This is a genomic window from Leisingera caerulea DSM 24564 (assembly GCF_000473325.1).
Classification (GTDB): domain Bacteria; phylum Pseudomonadota; class Alphaproteobacteria; order Rhodobacterales; family Rhodobacteraceae; genus Leisingera; species Leisingera caerulea.
The window spans coordinates 933,343-948,501 of sequence record NZ_KI421513.1 but is presented as its reverse complement, the minus strand read 5'-3'; the positions used below and the strand labels follow the sequence as shown (position 1 = coordinate 948,501).

The following is a 15,159-nucleotide window of genomic DNA, read 5'->3' as shown; positions in this document are numbered from 1 at the left end:
AAAAGCCCGGCGCGAACGCCGGGCAAGGAGGGGATTGCTCCCCTGCGGTAGTAACAAGTGGCGGTCAGCCCAGCAGGCGGCGGGCGATCACTTGCGCCTGGATCTCGGCTGCGCCTTCAAAGATGTTGAGGATACGCGCATCGCACAGCACGCGGGAGATCTTGTATTCCATCGCAAAGCCGTTGCCGCCGTGGATCTGCAGCCCGTTGTCGGCCGCAGCCCAGGCCACCCGCGCGCCCAGCAGCTTGGCCATGCCGGCCTCCAGATCGCAGCGGTGGCCGTGGTCCTTTTCCCAGGCGGAGAAATAGGTGAGCTGGCGGGCGATCATGATCTCCACCGCCATCATTGCCAGCTTGCCCGACACCCGCGGGAAATTGATCAGCGACTTGCCGAACTGCTTGCGCTCCTGCGCGTATTGCATGGCGATATCCAGCGCCGACTGCGCCACACCGATGGCGCGGGCCGCAGTCTGGATGCGGGCCGATTCAAAGGTCTCCATCAGCTGTTTGAAGCCCTTGTTCTCCTCGCCGCCCAGCAGGTTTTCCTGCTTCACATGGAAATTGTCGAAGCCCAGCTCGTATTCCTTCATGCCGCGGTAGCCCAGCACCTCGATCTCGCCGCCGGTCATGCCTTCGGTCGGGAAGGGGTGCTCGTCTGTGCCCGGCGTTTTCTCTGCCAGGAACATCGACAAGCCGCGGTGATCAGTGGTGTCCGGGTCGGTGCGCGCCAGCAGGGTCATCACATGGGTGCGGGCGGCGTGGGTGATCCAGGTCTTGTTGCCAGTGATCTTGTAATCGCCGTTCTCATCCTTGACTGCGCGGGTGCGCAGGCTGCCAAGGTCGGAGCCGGTGTTCGGCTCGGTGAAAACGGCAGTGGGCAGGATTTCAGCGCTGGACAGCTTCGGCAGCCAGTTGGCTTTCTGCTCCTCGGTGCCGCCGCACAGGATCAGCTCCGCCGCGATTTCAGAGCGGGTGCCCAGCGAGCCAACACCGATATAGCCGCGCGACAGCTCCTCGGAAACCACCACCATTGATGCCTTGGACAGGCCGAAGCCGCCGTATTCCTCCGGGATGGTCAGCCCGAAGACACCCATCTCCGCCAGCTCTTCGATCACTTCCATCGGGATCAGCTCATCCTTCAGGTGCCACTCGTGGGCGTGCGGCTCGACCTTTTCCACCGCATAGCGGCGGAACTGGTCGCGGATCATTTCCAGCTCTTCCTCCAGGCCGGAGGCGCCGAACATGGTGGAGCCGGCCTGCTCCTCCATCAGCTGCACCAGCCGGGTGCGCGCGGCCTGGCTGTTGCCCTGCTCGCACAGCGTCATCACTGCAGGCACCATCAGCGCACGCTGGGCATCCTGGTTCAGGCCCAGGTCCTGCAGGCGGATGATCTCGCCCTGGTTCATCTGGATGCCGCCATATACCTGCCACAGGTATTCGCCAAAACCGATCTGGTGGAGCAGCTGCTCCATCTCGCCGAACTTGCCCTCGCCCTGCAGCTTCTCGGCCCATTTCTGCATCTGCCGCAGCGAGTAGACATAGGTGGCAAGCCAGGACAGCCCGTGCGCCGCCACCTGATTTTCCTCGATCAGCTTGCCGGACACACGGCCGTCGCTGCTCACCATGTCCTTGACGGAGGCGCGCGCGGCCTCAAGCAGCTGGTCCAGCGGTTCCAGCGCGGCGCCGGTCAGCGCCAGCAGGTCGGGAATGAGTGTCGGTTTCATATGCAAGTCCTGTCCGTCGTGGGCCATGAATCAGATCCTTCTTCGGTCGCCCGGTGGTAAATCATTTTGCAGGTGCAGCGCAACAAAAATACTCACGGGTGCGTCGTTTGGATCAAATATTGCGTGTTGATTTTGCCCGTGCAGCACGCTGCGGATGTGGTAGAGCGGAGGTATGACGGCACTGTTTTCGTTTCTCTCCCCGGCAGAGCTGACAGCGGCTTTTGGCATCGCGCTGCTGGCCGGCACGGTCAAGGGCCTGGTGGGCTTTGCCATGCCGATGATCTTCATCTCCGGCCTCAGCATGTTTCTGGCGCCGGACCTGGCGCTGGCTGGTTTGATTCTGCCGACCCTGGTCACCAACGGCATGCAGGCGCTGCGCCAGGGGCCTGCGGCGGCCTTCGCCTCGATCCGCAAGTTCCGGGTGTTTCTGCTGATCGGCCTGGTCTGCCTGCTGCTCAGCGCCCAGTCCGTGCGGCTGCTGCCGCAGCAGGCGCTGCTGCTGGTGATCGGTCTGCCGGTCACGGTCTTTGCCTGCATCCAGCTGATGGGAAAGACGTTCTCAATCACCAATCCGACCCGCCGCAGCGAGGCGATGGTGGGCGGCATTGCGGGCCTGATCGGCGGCGTGTCCGGTGTCTGGGGCCCGCCGACCGTGGCCTACCTGACTGCCTTGAACACTGAAAAGACAGAGCAGATCCGGGTGCAGGGGGTGATCTACGGCCTTGGCGCTGTGGCGCTGCTGGTGGCGCATGTCGGCTCTGGCGTGATCCGGACTGAAACCGCGCCGTTCTCGCTGTTGCTGATCCTGCCGGCGGTGGCGGGCATGTGGATCGGCGGGCTTCTGCATGACCGGATCGACCAGGTGCTGTTCCGCCGCGCCACGCTGGTGGTTCTGCTTATTGCTGGGCTGAACCTGCTGCGCCGCGGCGTGCTGATATAGCGGGGAGGGGCAGGGGCGCCATGCATCAACGGCTCAGCGCAGAACAGCTGGCAACCGGCTCCATCCTGATCGCGCTGGCCGTGATGGCGCTGAAGGTCGCCGCCTGGATGATGACCGGCTCCGTGGCGCTCTTGTCTGACGCGCTGGAATCGCTGGTCAACATCGGCGGCGCGGTGATGGCCTGGGTTGCAGTGCGCTATGCCCAGCGGCCCCCGGACGCGGACCATCCCTATGGCCACCACAAGGCCGAATACTTCTCGGCGGTGATCGAGGGCATCCTGATCGTGATTGCCGCCCTGGTGATCCTGCATGAGGCGATCAGCGCACTGGCCCGCCCGGCCGCCGCCGACTGGGGTGCTGCCGGCATGGTGGTGAACGCGCTGGCGATGCTGGTGAATCTTGCTTGGGCGCGGATGCTGCTGCTGGCGGGCGCACGCCTGAAATCCCCGGCGCTGTCCGCAGGCGGCCGCCACTTGATGAGCGACGTCTGGACCTCCGCCGGGGTTCTGGCCGGCCTGGGGCTGGCCCTGGCAACAGGCTGGACCGTGCTCGACCCGCTTCTGGCGCTGCTGGTCGGCGTCAACATCCTGCGCGAGGGCTGGCTGGTGATTGCCGCTTCCGTCGGCGGCCTGATGGACACCGCCGCCCCGGCGGAGGAACGCGCCCGGATCGAGGAGATACTGCATGCCTCGGCAAATGGCGCGATGCAGGTGCACGGCCTCAAAACCCGCCGCGCCGGACGTGCGTTGTTTGTCGAGTTCCACATGGTGGTCGACGGCGCCATGACGGTGCGCGCTGCCCATGACATCTGCGACCGGGTCGAGGCCGCCCTGCGCGCCGCCATTCCTGACGTGCAGCCGGTGATTCACGTGGAGCCCGAACACAAGCTGGAGCCCGCCGGGATCGCGCCGCGCTGAAGCGTTTGCATTTCCTAGCTGTCTCCCTTTTAACCGCCCTCAAACAGGCAAAGGAGCAGGCACATGGCGATGGAGTGGAACAGGCTGCTGAACCCCGGGCGGCTGTGCCGGCCGGAGTATGGCGAGAAACCGGGACGCCCGGCCTACCTGCAGGATTACGACCGGATTCTGTTTTCGGAGCCGTTCCGGCGTTTGGCACAGAAGACGCAGGTGCATCCGCTGCATGACCATGACCACGTGCACCACCGGATGATCCACAGTATGGAAACCGCCAGCGTGGGCCGCTCGCTGGGCGCGGGCGTAGGGGCTGCCCTGGTGGAGCGCGGCAGCCTGCAGGCGGATCAGGTGGCACGGCTGGCAGGCCATGCAGAGGCCGCCTGCCTGGTGCATGACATCGGCAACCCGCCGTTTGGCCACTCCGGCGAAGACAGCATCGGCGGCTGGTTCGCAGCGAAGTTCCGGTCCGGCCGCGGCATCGCGGCGCAAGTGCCGCAGCACCTGCGCGCCGAGTTCGAGCATTTCGAGGGCAACGCGCAGGGCTTCCGCATCGTCGGGCGCTTGGAATACGCCCAGCAGCAGGGCGGGCTGCGGCTCAGCTATGCGACGCTGGGCGCGTTCATGAAGTATCCCTGCACCCGCCTGGTGCGGGATGAGGCGGCGGGCGCCGGCAAGGCGCCCTATGTCGGCCTGAAGAAGTTCGGCGTTTTCCAGTCGGACGCGGAGCTGTTTGAGGAGACCGCCGATGCCCTGGGCCTGCCGGCCGAGCCGGGCGGCTGGCGGCGGCGGCACCCGCTGGCCTTTCTGGTCGAGGCAGCGGATGACATCTGCTACCGCATCCTGGATATCGAGGATGCGGCCAGTATGGGCGACCTTTACCGTGCCGAGGTGGCCGAGGCGCTGGAAGGGATCGTCGGGAAGCCGAACGAGGACCGCGGCCTGCCGATGCGCGACCGTATCGGGCTTCTGCGCGCCTTTGCCATCGGCCAGTCGATCGACGCCGCCGTGACGGCGTTTGTGGAGAACTACGACGCCATCATGATGGGCGAGTTTAACGACGGGCTGATGGAAGTCTCCTCCAAGGCGCAGGCCTTTGCCCGCCTGAAAGAGCTGTCAGAGCAGCGGATCTTTGTCGCCCGCCGCAAGACCGAGCTGGAGATCACCGGGCGCCAGGTCCTCCATTCGGTGCTGGACCATTTCCACGGCCTTTACGACGATCTGGGCGCGTGCGGCTGGGACGCTGACGAACTGAAGGCGCGGCATGGCTATTGGGCCAAGCTGATCCGTGCCGTGGATCTGGACCTGCGCGGAGTTGAGGACGCATACTCCGCGATGCATTCGCTGGCCGATTTCGTCTCCGGAATGACTGACCGCTATGCGCTCAAGGTGCGGGATATGGTCACTGGATCGGTGGCCCGCTAACCGGCCTTTGCCTGGCCGGCTGCCTCCCGGGCCTCATCGCGCTTGCGCTGTGCCATCGTATCCGTGATGCGGCTGGCCCAGCGGTTGTTCTCATCCGCTAGCGCCTTGATCTCCCGGGCAAGATAGGCAAAGCCCAGGCCCGCCTTTCCCGCCCGCGCGGCCTCGATCCCGGCGTTGATTGCCAGGATGGACAGTTTCTGCACAGACCGCAGGATGTTTTCCGCCAGATCAATGATCTCGGCATTGGCCTCTTCGGTGCGGTTCAAGGTCTCTTGCAGTTCCTTGCGCAGATTGACCTCGGCCGAAGCATCCACCACCAGCCCCTCCAGGTAGACCATTTCGCCGTTGTCGTCATAAACCGCATTACCGCGCTCGCGCACCCAGGCTTCGGAGCCGTCGGGCTGGCTGAGCCGGTAGGCGACATCCCAGTTCGCTTTCGCTTCAATGGCTGCGTCCACATCGGCAAAGACGCGGTCGATGTCATCTGCATGGGTCAGGCCGGCGTAGGACACCTTCGCGTTCCCAAGAATATCCGATTTCGGGCAGCCGCAGAGTTTTTCAACCTGTCCCGCCATGAATTTCATGGTGAAGTTCTCGTCATTTGCACAACGGTACACAAATGCGCTGCCGGTGCTGAAGATGCTGTTGAAAACGGTCAAAGCCTCTTTATCCATTCTGCCCTCCCTGGCTGCGGCGCGAAAATCTGTAAAACAGCCGCAAATCTGCGCTTGCGGAAGGTTTGCGCCGGAAGGGTTAAGGAAGTGTTTACTGGAAAATAAGTTTCCTGAAGTGAAAAACCCCAGCACAGAGGCCGGGGTTTTCTTTCCTCAGAGGAATTCGAAGGCATCAGCCGATGGCTGCGGCCTTCACGTCCTCGTCGATGAACGGCAGATACTGCTCGAAGTTGTCAGAGAACATCTGCACCAGCTTGGCCGCCTGACGGTCATAGGCCTCCTGATCATCCCAGGTGCGGCGCGGGTCCAGCAGCACTTCCGGCACGCCCGGCACGGTGACCGGCACGTCAAAGCCGAAGTTGCCGTCTTTGCGGAACTCGGCTTCAGCCAGCGAGCCGTCCAGCGCAGCGGTCAGCAGCGCGCGGGTGGCCTTGATCGGCATCCGGCTGCCAACGCCGTAGGCGCCGCCGGTCCAGCCGGTGTTCACCAGCCAGCAGGTCGCGCCGTGCTGGGCGATCTTTTCGCGCAGCAGGTTGCCGTAGACCTCGGGGCGGCGCGGCATGAAGGGCGCGCCAAAGCAGGTGGAGAAGGTCGGCTCCGGCTCGGTCACGCCGCGCTCGGTTCCGGCCACCTTGGAGGTGAAGCCCGACAGGAAGTGATACATCGCCTGCGCCGGTGTCAGCCGCGAGATCGGAGGCAGCACGCCGAACGCATCACAGGTCAGCATGATGATGTTCTTCGGGTGGCCGCCGCGGGCGCTTTCCGATGCATTGGAGATGTAATGCAGCGGGTAGGCGCAGCGCATGTTGGCGGTCAGGCTGTCGTCGTTGAAATCCAGCTCCTTGGTTTCCTCGTCAAACACCATGTTTTCGATCACGGTGCCGAATTTGGAGGTGGTCGCATAGATTTCCGGCTCTGCCTCGGGGTTCAGGTTGATGGTCTTGGCATAGCAGCCGCCTTCAAAGTTGAAGGTGCCGTTGTCGGCCCAGCCATGCTCGTCATCGCCGATCAGCACGCGGTCGGGGTCGGCGGACAGGGTGGTCTTGCCGGTCCCGGAGAGGCCGAAGAACACGGCAGTGTCGACCGGATTGCCCTTGGCGTGGTTGGCGGAGCAGTGCATCGGCATGATGCCTTTTTCCGGCAGCAGGTAGTTCAGCAGGGTGAACACCGATTTCTTGTTCTCACCCGCGTACTCGGTGCCGCCGATCAGGATCATTTTGCGGTCGAAGTTCATCGCGATGATGGTCTCAGAACGGCAGTCGTGCCGCTTGGGATCAGCCTGGAAGCTCGGGCAGTTGATAACGGTGAAGTCGGCGATGAAATCATCCAAGTCTTCGCGGTCCGGGCGGCGCAGCATGGTGCGGATAAACAGGTTGTGCCAGGCCAGTTCGGTCACCATGCGGACGTTGATCGCATGCGCCGGGTCGGCACCGCCCACCAGGTCCTGGACATAGTAGTCCTTGCCCTTCATGTGCTCCAGCATGTCGGCGTACAGTGCGTCAAAGCCCTCGGGGCTCATCGCGGCATTGTTATCCCACCAGATGGTGTCGCGGACGCTGTCGGTTTTCACGACATGTTTGTCCTTGGGCGAGCGGCCGGTGAATTTGCCGGTGGTCACGAGGAAGGCGCCGCCATTGCCCAGCGTGCCTTCGCCGCGCTTCAGCGCGGCTTCGATCAGCGCCGGCTCCATGAAGTTGTAATAGACATTTCCCAGACCCTCGATGCCCTGATCTTCGAGGCGGAATTGCGGGTTAACCCGTCCAGATGTCATGCGTTTTTTCTCCTGTGGCGGCGCGGGCGGCACGCAGGCTGCGCGGCTGCGCCATTGGGGCAATAGAAAACGGCATCGCTGCCGGTGGCGGGGTCTTAGCATGGCGTTTTGGGCGGTGAACAGGCCGGCCTCCCCTAGTTAGCGCCACCAAGGCGATGTTTAGCGCAACCATTATTTGCAATGGGGAAAAGCGCCCGCTTGTTCAGCAGACGCTAAGGTATTTTTGCCCCAATGGAGCCCAAAGATCGCGGCGATTCCCCAAATGGGATTGATTCGGCGCATCAGAACGGCGATGAAAGTGGCTAAAACAAAACAGAGAACAGAGCAGATTAGGGGCAATTCCAATGTCAAAGATTGCTTTGGTTGACGATGACAGGAACATCCTGACATCGGTTTCCATGACGCTTGAGGCCGAGGGCTTTGAGGTCGAAACCTATAACGACGGCCAGGCGGCGCTGGATGCGTTCAACAAGAAGCTGCCGGACATGGCGGTGCTGGACATCAAGATGCCGCGGATGGATGGCATGGACCTGCTGCAGCGGCTGCGCCAGAAAACCCAGATGCCGGTGATCTTCCTCACCTCCAAGGACGACGAGATCGACGAGGTGCTGGGTTTGCGCATGGGCGCTGACGATTATGTCAAGAAACCCTTCTCGCAGCGGCTTCTGGTGGAACGGATCCGGGCCTTACTGCGCCGCCAGGAGGCGATCAGCAGCGATGCCGCCGGCACCAGCAGCCCGGAGACCAAGGTGATGGAACGGGGCAATCTGCGGATGGACCCGCTGCGCCACGCGGTCAGCTGGAAGGGCAAGGATGTGTCGCTGACCGTGACCGAATTCCTGCTGCTGCAGGCGCTGGCCCAGCGGCCGGGTTTTGTCAAAAGCCGCGACCAGCTGATGGATGTGGCCTATGATGACCAGGTTTATGTGGACGACCGCACCATCGACAGCCATATCAAGCGTCTGCGGAAGAAAATGCGCAGCGCAGATGCGGAATTTGCGGCAATCGAAACTCTTTATGGAATCGGTTACCGTTATAATGAAGAATAGGCGGCACGTTTGAGCGGGGCAAAAGCCCCCGGCCGGAGGAGTGGGCGCGCATGCGCGATACCAGCATAGTGCAACGCCAGCAGGACGGCGATGTTGTCTTGGGGGAGGATTGGGTCACCCCCGAGCAATCCGTGACGCGCGAGATGCAGGTCAAACGCGCGCGCCGCGGTCTGCTGTCGCTCAAAGGCTCGCCGCTGACCCGCAAGATCATTACCTTCAACCTGATCGCGCTGATCATTCTGGTCACCGGCATTCTGTATCTGAATTCCTCGCGCCAAAGCCTGGTGCAGCAGCGCGCGGGTGCGCTGGTCTCTGAGGCGATGCTGGCTGCAGATGTGTTCGAGGCGGAAATGCCTGCCGCAGGCGCGGTCAGCTTTGCCGCCGGTGATGGCATTCGGGCCGAGGACACGCTGGCCCGGCTCAGCCTGCGCGGCGGCGTCGAGGCTTTTGTCTTCGACACCACAGGCAATCTGATTTCCAGCATCAAGGGAATCGACCGCAGCGATGCCCTGAATGTGCTGAATGACAGCGGCAGGAGCCGGACCCTGATCAGCGATGCGCTGTCCGCCCTGTGGGGTATTGCCGGCGGCAGCACTGCGCCTGCCGGCAGCACAGGCAGCTCCGGCCCGGCGCTGGAAGAGCGGCTGGGCGGGCTGGTCGACAGGGCAATGAATGGCGGCACCGGGGTTGAAACCGTGGTCGACACCAGCGGCAGCCGGGTGATTTCGGCGGCAACCCCGATCCTCCACAACGGGCAGGCTGTCGGTGTGATTGCACTGACATCGCCCACCGGCGAAGTGGACGCCCTGGTGCGCGGCGAGCAGGAGCGGGTGCTGCAGATGTTCGTCGTTGCCCTGCTGGTCTCGGTCGGCCTCAGCCTGGTGCTGGCCTCCACAATCGCCAATCCGCTGGCCGATCTGGCCGAGGCCGCTGAACTGGGCCGCGACCGCGGCAGCCGCAGGTCCAGCCCGGGCCGCATCCGCATTCCCGACCTCTCCGCCCGCCCGGATGAGATCGGCCGCCTCAGCCGCGCCTTGCGCGGCATGGTCAAGGCGCTTTATTCCCGCATCGACAGCAACGAACAGTTCGCTGCCGATGTGGCGCATGAAATCAAGAACCCCCTGGCCAGCCTGCAGTCCGCCGTCGGCACCCTGCGCATGGTCAAGCGCGACGATCAGCGCGAGAAGCTGATGGATGTGATCGAACACGACGTGCGCCGCCTGGACCGTCTGGTGAGCGATATTTCCAACGCCTCGCGGCTCGACGCCGAGCTGGTCAAGGAGGAGGAAGAGGATTTCGACCTGCTGGCCATGCTGGGCAATCTGAACCAGTACCTGGGCGAAGACGCCCGCGCCAAGGGGATCGACTATATCACCGATCTGCCGGCCCAGCCCATCCGCTTGCAGGGGCTGGAAGCCCGGCTGGCGCAGGTCTTCGTCAACCTGATCACCAACGCCATCTCCTTCTGCGAGGAGGGCGACGCAATCCGCGTCTGGGCGCGCCGCCGCGCCAACCGGGTGCTGGTGGTGGTCGAGGACACCGGCCCTGGCATCCCGGACCAGGCGCTGTCCAAGATTTTCAAACGCTTCTACTCGCAGCGCCCGGTGGAGCATTTCGGTAATAACTCCGGCCTGGGCCTGGCGATCTCCAAGCAGATCGTCGAGGCGCATGGCGGTGTCATCTGGGCCGAGAATATCCGCCCGACCGAGGCTGATGTGACTTCTGAACCTCTGGGCGCGCGCTTTGTGGTCGGCCTGCCGGTGTAAATCATGCCTGATACGGAAAGCCTCATCCTGCATGCCTCCTGCGTCGCACTGGAGGGGCGGGGGCTTTTGATCACCGGTACCTCCGGGCAGGGGAAGTCGGCGCTGGCGCTGCAGCTGATGGCCTATGGCGCCCAGCTGGTCGCCGATGACCGGGTGCTGCTGCAGCTCCTGCACGCGCAGGTCGTTGCCAGCGCGCCGGAGCCGATCCGCGGCCTGGTTGAGGCCCGCTGCATGGGGCTTCTTCACGCCCAGATCCGCAGCCCTGTTCCTGTGGTGGCGCTGGTGGACTTGGACGAAACGGAGACCGACCGGCTGCCGGTGCGCCAGACCGCCCGGCTGCTGGAGCAGGAGGTGATCCGCCTGAAACGTGTGGACGGCGCCCATTTCGCCCCGGCGCTGATGCAATTCCTCAGATGCGGAGCCTTGGACCCCGATGCCTGATCCCGGCAAGAAGGCGGTGCCTGTGGTTCTGGTGACCGGCCCATCGGGCGCCGGGCGGACCACAGCCATCAACGTGCTGGAGGATCTCGGTTTCGAGGCCATCGACAACCTGCCGCTGCGGCTGCTGCCCGGCTTGATTGATGCTGCCGCCGAGCCGCGGCCGATGGCGCTGGGGCTTGACAGCCGCAACCGGGATTTCTCGCCGCGGGCGCTGCTGGATGTGATCGACATGCTGGCCGGCCGCCGTGAGGCGGAACTGACTGTTCTCTATCTCGATTCGCAGCCTGACGTGCTCTTGCGCCGCTATTCGGAAACCCGCCGCCGCCACCCGCTGGCGCCCGCCGAATCTCCGGGCGAGGGCGTGCGCCGCGAACTTGACCTGATGGCGCCGATCCGCGACCGCGCCGATATCCTGCTGGACACATCGGAGATGAACGTCCACCAGCTGAAGGCCGAGATCGAACGCTGGTTCGCGCCGGAGGGCAGGGCGCTGGCGCTGTCGGTGCAAAGCTTCTCCTACAAACGCGGGATGCCGCATGGGATCGACATGGTGTTCGATTGCCGGTTCCTGGCAAACCCCTATTGGGAGCCGGCGCTGCGGCATCTGAGCGGCGAGGACCAGGCGGTTCAGGACTACGTCAAGGCAGACCCTCTTTATGAGCCGTTCTTCTCCCGGGTGCTGGATATGACCCGGTTGCTGCTGCCCGCCTACCGGGACGAGGGGAAGTCGCATCTCTCCATCGCCTTCGGCTGCACCGGCGGCCAGCACAGATCGGTGACGATGGCGGAATCCCTGGCCAAGGCCCTTGCAGAAGACGGCCAGCAAGTGTCAATTAGACACCGCGAGCTGCAAGGCCAGCGAAAAAGTGAGAGGCCGGGTTGATCGGGATTGTGATCGTAGCGCATGGCGGGCTGGCGAAGGAGTACCTCGCCGCGGTGGAACACGTTGTGGGTCCGCAGCCCAGCCTGGTGGCCATCGCCATCGGTCCCGATGACGACCGGGAGGGCAAGCAGGACGAGATTTGCGTGGCGGCCAATGAAGTCGACACCGGCGGCGGCGTTGTGGTTGTGACAGACCTGTTCGGCGGATCGCCCTCCAACCTCAGCCTCAAGGCCTGCGCACCGCCTGACCGCCGCATTCTCTATGGAGCCAACCTGCCGATGCTGATCAAACTGGCAAAATCCCGCCACTTGCCGGTGGCCGACGCGGTCCGGCAGGCCATGGAGGCCGGGCGCAAGTATATCAACGCGCAAAACGTAAACCCTGACGGGGAGCAGGCACACTAAATGGCTCTGAAGACGCTGAAAATCATCAACGAAAAAGGGCTGCACGCCCGGGCCTCGGCCAAGCTGGTGGAGGTGGTGGAAGGGTTTGACGCCTCGGCTGAAGTGATAAAGGACGGGCTGTCCGCCTCCGGTGACAGCATTATGGGCCTTTTGATGTTGGCAGCCTCGAAAGGAACGACTATTGACGTCGAGACTTCGGGGCCCGATGCTGATGCGCTGGCGCATGCGCTGGAGGCCCTGGTGGCCGACAAGTTCGGCGAGGGCTACTAGGCCCGCGCCGGCAGCGGAACGGGAAGAGCACATTGGCGGATACCGCACACGACAGGAACACCGGCATCGCATCTGATACCGCTGAGCAGACGGGCGAGGTCTATGACCGCCGCACGCTGACCTATGCCAACTCCTTCGATGACCGCTGGACCTCCTTGGCGATAAAGACCATCGAATGGCTGACCGGCAAGCTGACGATTTTGCGCATGGTCAGCAAATTCGAAAAGCAGAACGCCGAATACCGCGGCCAGAAGTTCTGGCGCGGGGCCCTCAACACCATGGGCATCGAACTGCAGACGCCGCAGGAGCAGATCGAAAATATCCCCGCCGACGGTCCGGTGGTGATCGTCGCCAACCACCCGCACGGGATGGTCGACGGCATGATCTTCGCCGACCTCATCGGCCGCCGCCGCCTGGATTACCGCATTCTGACCCGCTCGGTGCTGACCGGGCTGGATGAGGCCGCGACCTCTTTCATGATCCCGGTACCCTTCCCGCATGACCCCGACGCGCAGCGCAAGATGGTCGACATGCGCGCCAAGACCATGGCGTTTCTCAAGGACGGCGGCGCCGTGGCACTGTTCCCCTCGGGGGTGGTGATGTCGTCCGACAGCTGGTTCGGGCCGGCCATCGAACGTGAATGGAATGTCTTCACCGCCCAGCTGATCCGCCGCTCCGGCGCCCGGGTGGTGCCGATTTACTTCCCGGGCTCAAACTCGCGCTGGTACCAGATCGCCTGCCAGATCTCTCCGATCCTGCGCCAGGGCCTCCTGCTGCATGAAATCGTGCGCTCCTGCAACAAGCCGCAGGCGCCGGTGGTCGGCAAACCGCTGACCGACGCGCAGATGGAAAAGCTGCACAGCGACCCGCGCGGCTTCATGGCCTGGCTGCGCGAGCATACGCTCAGCCTCGGCAAGCAGGGCTGAAAAACAGGCGCGACGCAGGTCCGCCTCTTCATCTGGCTGAAAACATCCCGGGGGTGAATTGGCCGCGAGGCCAAGAGGGGGCAGCGCCCCCCTTCCGCCGCTCAGGATCAGCGTGTCGGCACCGGGGTTTCACCACGGTAGTCGTAGAATCCGCGCTGGGTCTTGCGGCCCAGCCATCCGGCCTCGACATATTTGGTCAGCAGCGGGCAGGGGCGGTATTTGGTGTCCGCCAGCCCATCGTGCAGCACGTTCATGATGGCCAGGCAGGTGTCCAGCCCGATGAAATCCGCCAGCTCCAGCGGCCCCATCGGGTGGTTGGCGCCCAGCTTCATCGATTCGTCGATCGACTTCACCGACCCCACGCCCTCGTACAGCGTATAGACCGCCTCGTTGATCATCGGCATCAGGATGCGGTTGACGATGAACGCCGGGAAGTCTTCTGCGCTGGCAGAAGTCTTACCCAGCCGCGCCACCACATCCTGGCACGCCTTGAACGTCGGCTCATCGGTGGCGATGCCGCGGATCAGCTCCACCAGCTGCATCACCGGCACCGGGTTCATGAAGTGGAACCCCATAAAGCGCTCCGGCCGGTCGGTCCGGCTGGCCAGACGGGTGATCGAGATCGACGACGTGTTAGACGTCAGGATCGTGTGCGGTTTCAGATGCGGCTGCAGATCCTCGAAAATAGCCTGCTTGACGGTTTCCCGTTCGGTGGCGGCCTCAATCACCAGATCGGTCGCGCCAATATCGGCCAGCGTCAGCGACGGCACGATCCGTGCCAATGCTGCCTGCACGTCGTCCTCGGAGATCTTTCCCTTGCTGGCCTGGCGGGCCATGTTTTTGTGAATGAGGCTCAGCGCGGCATCCAGCGCCTGCTGGCTGACGTCATTCAGCACGACATCATACCCGGCAAGCGCCATGACATGGGCAATACCATTGCCCATCTGCCCGGCGCCGATCACACCAACCTTCTGAATTTCCATGCCTCAGGCTCCTGAAATATCTGCCGCAACCTTACTGGCCGGGGAAGGGCGGGCACAAGAGCAGCTTGGTCGGATTTGAGGCAAATTCTCACTTTAGGGAAATTGCAATGCTTCGCCTCCAGAGTGAGTCTCGGGTGAAAAATTGGTGGTGAAATGAGCTATGAACTCAAAAGCGCGGGGGCGCTTTCGGGGGAACCATGCAGATATGGGCAATCCAGGCTGCTGGTGCGGGGGCCGCAACGGTCGTTGGATGCGCCTTATGTTGCCTTTCTTGGTGGAACCGAAGTGTACGGGCGATTCGTTGAATTTCCCTTTGTCGACTCCCTGCAAAGCCGGCTTGGCGTGGATTGCATCAACCTGGGCAGTGTGAACGCCGGGCTGGACAGTTTCGCGCAGGACGAATCCTTGATCGGCATCGCCAGGGATGCGCAGGTCTCGGTGATGCAGATGCTGGGCGCGCAGAACATCTCAAACCCGTATTACCGGGTGCATCCGCGCCGCAATGACCGCTTCCTGCAGGCAAAGCCCGCGCTCAAGACGCTGTATCCGGAGGTGGACTTTACCGAATTCCACTTCAACAAGCACTTGCTCTGCACCCTCCGGGACATCTCCGGCCAGCGGTTCGAACAGGTGCGCGAACAGCTGCAGCGCAGCTGGGTAGAAAGGATGAGCACCCTGATCGAAGCGCTGGACGGCCGTGTGCTGCTGCTGTGGCTGCGCTACCAGTTAGATGCCGACACCGGATTCCCGGAAGAGCCGGTACTGGTGGACCGTTCAATGGCGGATGCGCTGCGTCCAAAGGTGCAGGGGATCCTGGAGTTCCGGGCCGAATCCGCTGCGGCGGCGCATGACATCGCCGGCATGGTCTTCGGCCAGATGGAGCTGCCGGCAGCGCGTCACATGATCGGCCCCAAGGAGCATCTGCGAATCGCCGAGGCCCTGTCGGCCCGCCTGGAGCCGTTGCTCCCGGAGAAATAGCGCCAGCTCTGGGAA

The 15,159-nt window shown here is 63.4% G+C and carries 15 protein-coding genes; 11 read left to right on the top strand and 4 right to left on the bottom strand.

Translation table 11 applies throughout. The annotated features are described in order from the left end of the window. Nucleotides 1-64 precede the first annotated feature (64 nt). Nucleotides 65-1,750 (bottom strand): acyl-CoA dehydrogenase family protein, encoded by a 1,686-nt coding sequence (locus tag CAER_RS0111910; protein WP_027235572.1) that lies wholly within the window; start codon nt 1,748-1,750, stop codon nt 65-67. Nucleotides 1,751-1,895: 145 nt separating this feature from the next. Between CAER_RS0111910 and CAER_RS0111905 the strand changes: the two genes are divergently transcribed. From CAER_RS0111905 to dgt, 3 genes are all read left to right on the top strand, one after another. Further along, nucleotides 1,896-2,663, top strand: a complete 768-nt coding sequence (locus CAER_RS0111905; RefSeq protein WP_027235571.1) for a sulfite exporter TauE/SafE family protein — start codon at nt 1,896-1,898, stop codon at nt 2,661-2,663. Nucleotides 2,664-2,683: 20 nt separating this feature from the next. Then, nucleotides 2,684-3,580: a cation diffusion facilitator family transporter gene (locus CAER_RS0111900; RefSeq protein WP_027235570.1), complete on the top strand. Its 897-nt coding sequence runs from the start codon at nt 2,684-2,686 to the stop codon at nt 3,578-3,580. A gap of 63 nt (nt 3,581-3,643) precedes the next feature. Continuing rightward, a complete protein-coding gene (dgt, locus tag CAER_RS0111895) occupies nt 3,644-4,999 on the top strand; it encodes a dGTP triphosphohydrolase (protein WP_209320201.1) in 1,356 nt (451 codons plus the stop codon). Here dgt and CAER_RS27940 read toward each other — a convergent pair. Next, entirely contained in the window at nt 4,996-5,673 is a 678-nt protein-coding gene (locus CAER_RS27940; RefSeq protein WP_051357774.1) for a methyl-accepting chemotaxis protein, read from the bottom strand. The two genes, dgt and CAER_RS27940, sit on opposite strands and share 4 nt — an antisense overlap. A gap of 172 nt (nt 5,674-5,845) precedes the next feature. Next, complete coding sequence (locus tag CAER_RS0111885) at nt 5,846-7,444, bottom strand: phosphoenolpyruvate carboxykinase (protein ID WP_027235568.1); 1,599 nt, start codon at nt 7,442-7,444, stop codon at nt 5,846-5,848. Between the two features lie 344 nt (nt 7,445-7,788). On the opposite strand from CAER_RS0111885, the gene CAER_RS0111880 reads away from it, so the two are divergent. From CAER_RS0111880 to CAER_RS0111850, 7 genes are read left to right on the top strand one after another with little or no spacing between them, the layout of a single operon-like run. After that, a complete protein-coding gene (locus CAER_RS0111880) occupies nt 7,789-8,493 on the top strand; it encodes a response regulator transcription factor (RefSeq protein WP_027235567.1) in 705 nt (234 codons plus the stop codon). Nucleotides 8,494-8,543: 50 nt separating this feature from the next. After that, nucleotides 8,544-10,259, top strand: coding sequence for a sensor histidine kinase (locus CAER_RS0111875; protein ID WP_027235566.1), 1,716 nt, complete (start codon nt 8,544-8,546; stop codon nt 10,257-10,259). A 3-nt stretch (nt 10,260-10,262) separates the two neighbouring features. Further along, nucleotides 10,263-10,700 carry an HPr kinase/phosphorylase gene (locus CAER_RS0111870; protein ID WP_027235565.1) on the top strand — a complete coding sequence of 146 codons (438 nt, stop codon included), beginning with the start codon at nt 10,263-10,265 and terminating at the stop codon, nt 10,698-10,700. Beyond that, nucleotides 10,693-11,583 carry an RNase adapter RapZ gene (gene rapZ, locus CAER_RS0111865; RefSeq protein ID WP_027235564.1) on the top strand — a complete coding sequence of 297 codons (891 nt, stop codon included), beginning with the start codon at nt 10,693-10,695 and terminating at the stop codon, nt 11,581-11,583. The genes CAER_RS0111870 and rapZ overlap by 8 nt, the downstream gene beginning before the upstream one ends. Next, nucleotides 11,580-11,987: a PTS sugar transporter subunit IIA gene (locus tag CAER_RS0111860; protein WP_027235563.1), complete on the top strand. Its 408-nt coding sequence runs from the start codon at nt 11,580-11,582 to the stop codon at nt 11,985-11,987. The genes rapZ and CAER_RS0111860 overlap by 4 nt, the downstream gene beginning before the upstream one ends. Next, the gene (locus CAER_RS0111855; protein WP_027235562.1) at nt 11,988-12,257 is read left to right on the top strand and encodes an HPr family phosphocarrier protein; all 270 of its coding nucleotides are present in this window, start codon (nt 11,988-11,990) and stop codon (nt 12,255-12,257) included. It abuts the gene before it with no gap. 32 nt (nt 12,258-12,289) lie between these two features. Continuing rightward, nucleotides 12,290-13,183 (top strand): lysophospholipid acyltransferase family protein, encoded by an 894-nt coding sequence (locus CAER_RS0111850; protein ID WP_027235561.1) that lies wholly within the window; start codon nt 12,290-12,292, stop codon nt 13,181-13,183. A 107-nt stretch (nt 13,184-13,290) separates the two neighbouring features. Here the strand turns inward: CAER_RS0111850 and CAER_RS0111845 are convergent, their stop codons facing one another. Beyond that, nucleotides 13,291-14,166, bottom strand: coding sequence for a 3-hydroxybutyryl-CoA dehydrogenase (locus tag CAER_RS0111845; RefSeq protein WP_027235560.1), 876 nt, complete (start codon nt 14,164-14,166; stop codon nt 13,291-13,293). 153 nt (nt 14,167-14,319) lie between these two features. On the opposite strand from CAER_RS0111845, the gene CAER_RS0111840 reads away from it, so the two are divergent. Further along, nucleotides 14,320-15,144, top strand: a complete 825-nt coding sequence (locus tag CAER_RS0111840) for a DUF6473 family protein (protein WP_027235559.1) — start codon at nt 14,320-14,322, stop codon at nt 15,142-15,144. The last annotated feature ends 15 nt before the right edge of the window (nt 15,145-15,159 follow it).

Coding starts and splice junctions, on each gene's coding strand:
- CAER_RS0111905 (WP_027235571.1), top strand. CDS start 1,896: ATGACGGCACTGTTTTCGTTTCTCTCCCCGGCAGAGCTGACAGCGGCT.
- CAER_RS0111880 (WP_027235567.1), top strand. CDS start 7,789: ATGTCAAAGATTGCTTTGGTTGACGATGACAGGAACATCCTGACATCG.
- CAER_RS0111910 (WP_027235572.1), bottom strand. CDS start 1,750: ATGGCCCACGACGGACAGGACTTGCATATGAAACCGACACTCATTCCC.
- CAER_RS0111845 (WP_027235560.1), bottom strand. CDS start 14,166: ATGGAAATTCAGAAGGTTGGTGTGATCGGCGCCGGGCAGATGGGCAAT.
- CAER_RS0111900 (WP_027235570.1), top strand. CDS start 2,684: ATGCATCAACGGCTCAGCGCAGAACAGCTGGCAACCGGCTCCATCCTG.
- CAER_RS27940 (WP_051357774.1), bottom strand. CDS start 5,673: ATGGATAAAGAGGCTTTGACCGTTTTCAACAGCATCTTCAGCACCGGC.
- dgt (WP_209320201.1), top strand. CDS start 3,644: ATGGCGATGGAGTGGAACAGGCTGCTGAACCCCGGGCGGCTGTGCCGG.
- CAER_RS0111840 (WP_027235559.1), top strand. CDS start 14,320: ATGAGCTATGAACTCAAAAGCGCGGGGGCGCTTTCGGGGGAACCATGC.
- CAER_RS0111855 (WP_027235562.1), top strand. CDS start 11,988: ATGGCTCTGAAGACGCTGAAAATCATCAACGAAAAAGGGCTGCACGCC.
- CAER_RS0111875 (WP_027235566.1), top strand. CDS start 8,544: ATGCGCGATACCAGCATAGTGCAACGCCAGCAGGACGGCGATGTTGTC.
- CAER_RS0111870 (WP_027235565.1), top strand. CDS start 10,263: ATGCCTGATACGGAAAGCCTCATCCTGCATGCCTCCTGCGTCGCACTG.
- CAER_RS0111885 (WP_027235568.1), bottom strand. CDS start 7,444: ATGACATCTGGACGGGTTAACCCGCAATTCCGCCTCGAAGATCAGGGC.
- rapZ (WP_027235564.1), top strand. CDS start 10,693: ATGCCTGATCCCGGCAAGAAGGCGGTGCCTGTGGTTCTGGTGACCGGC.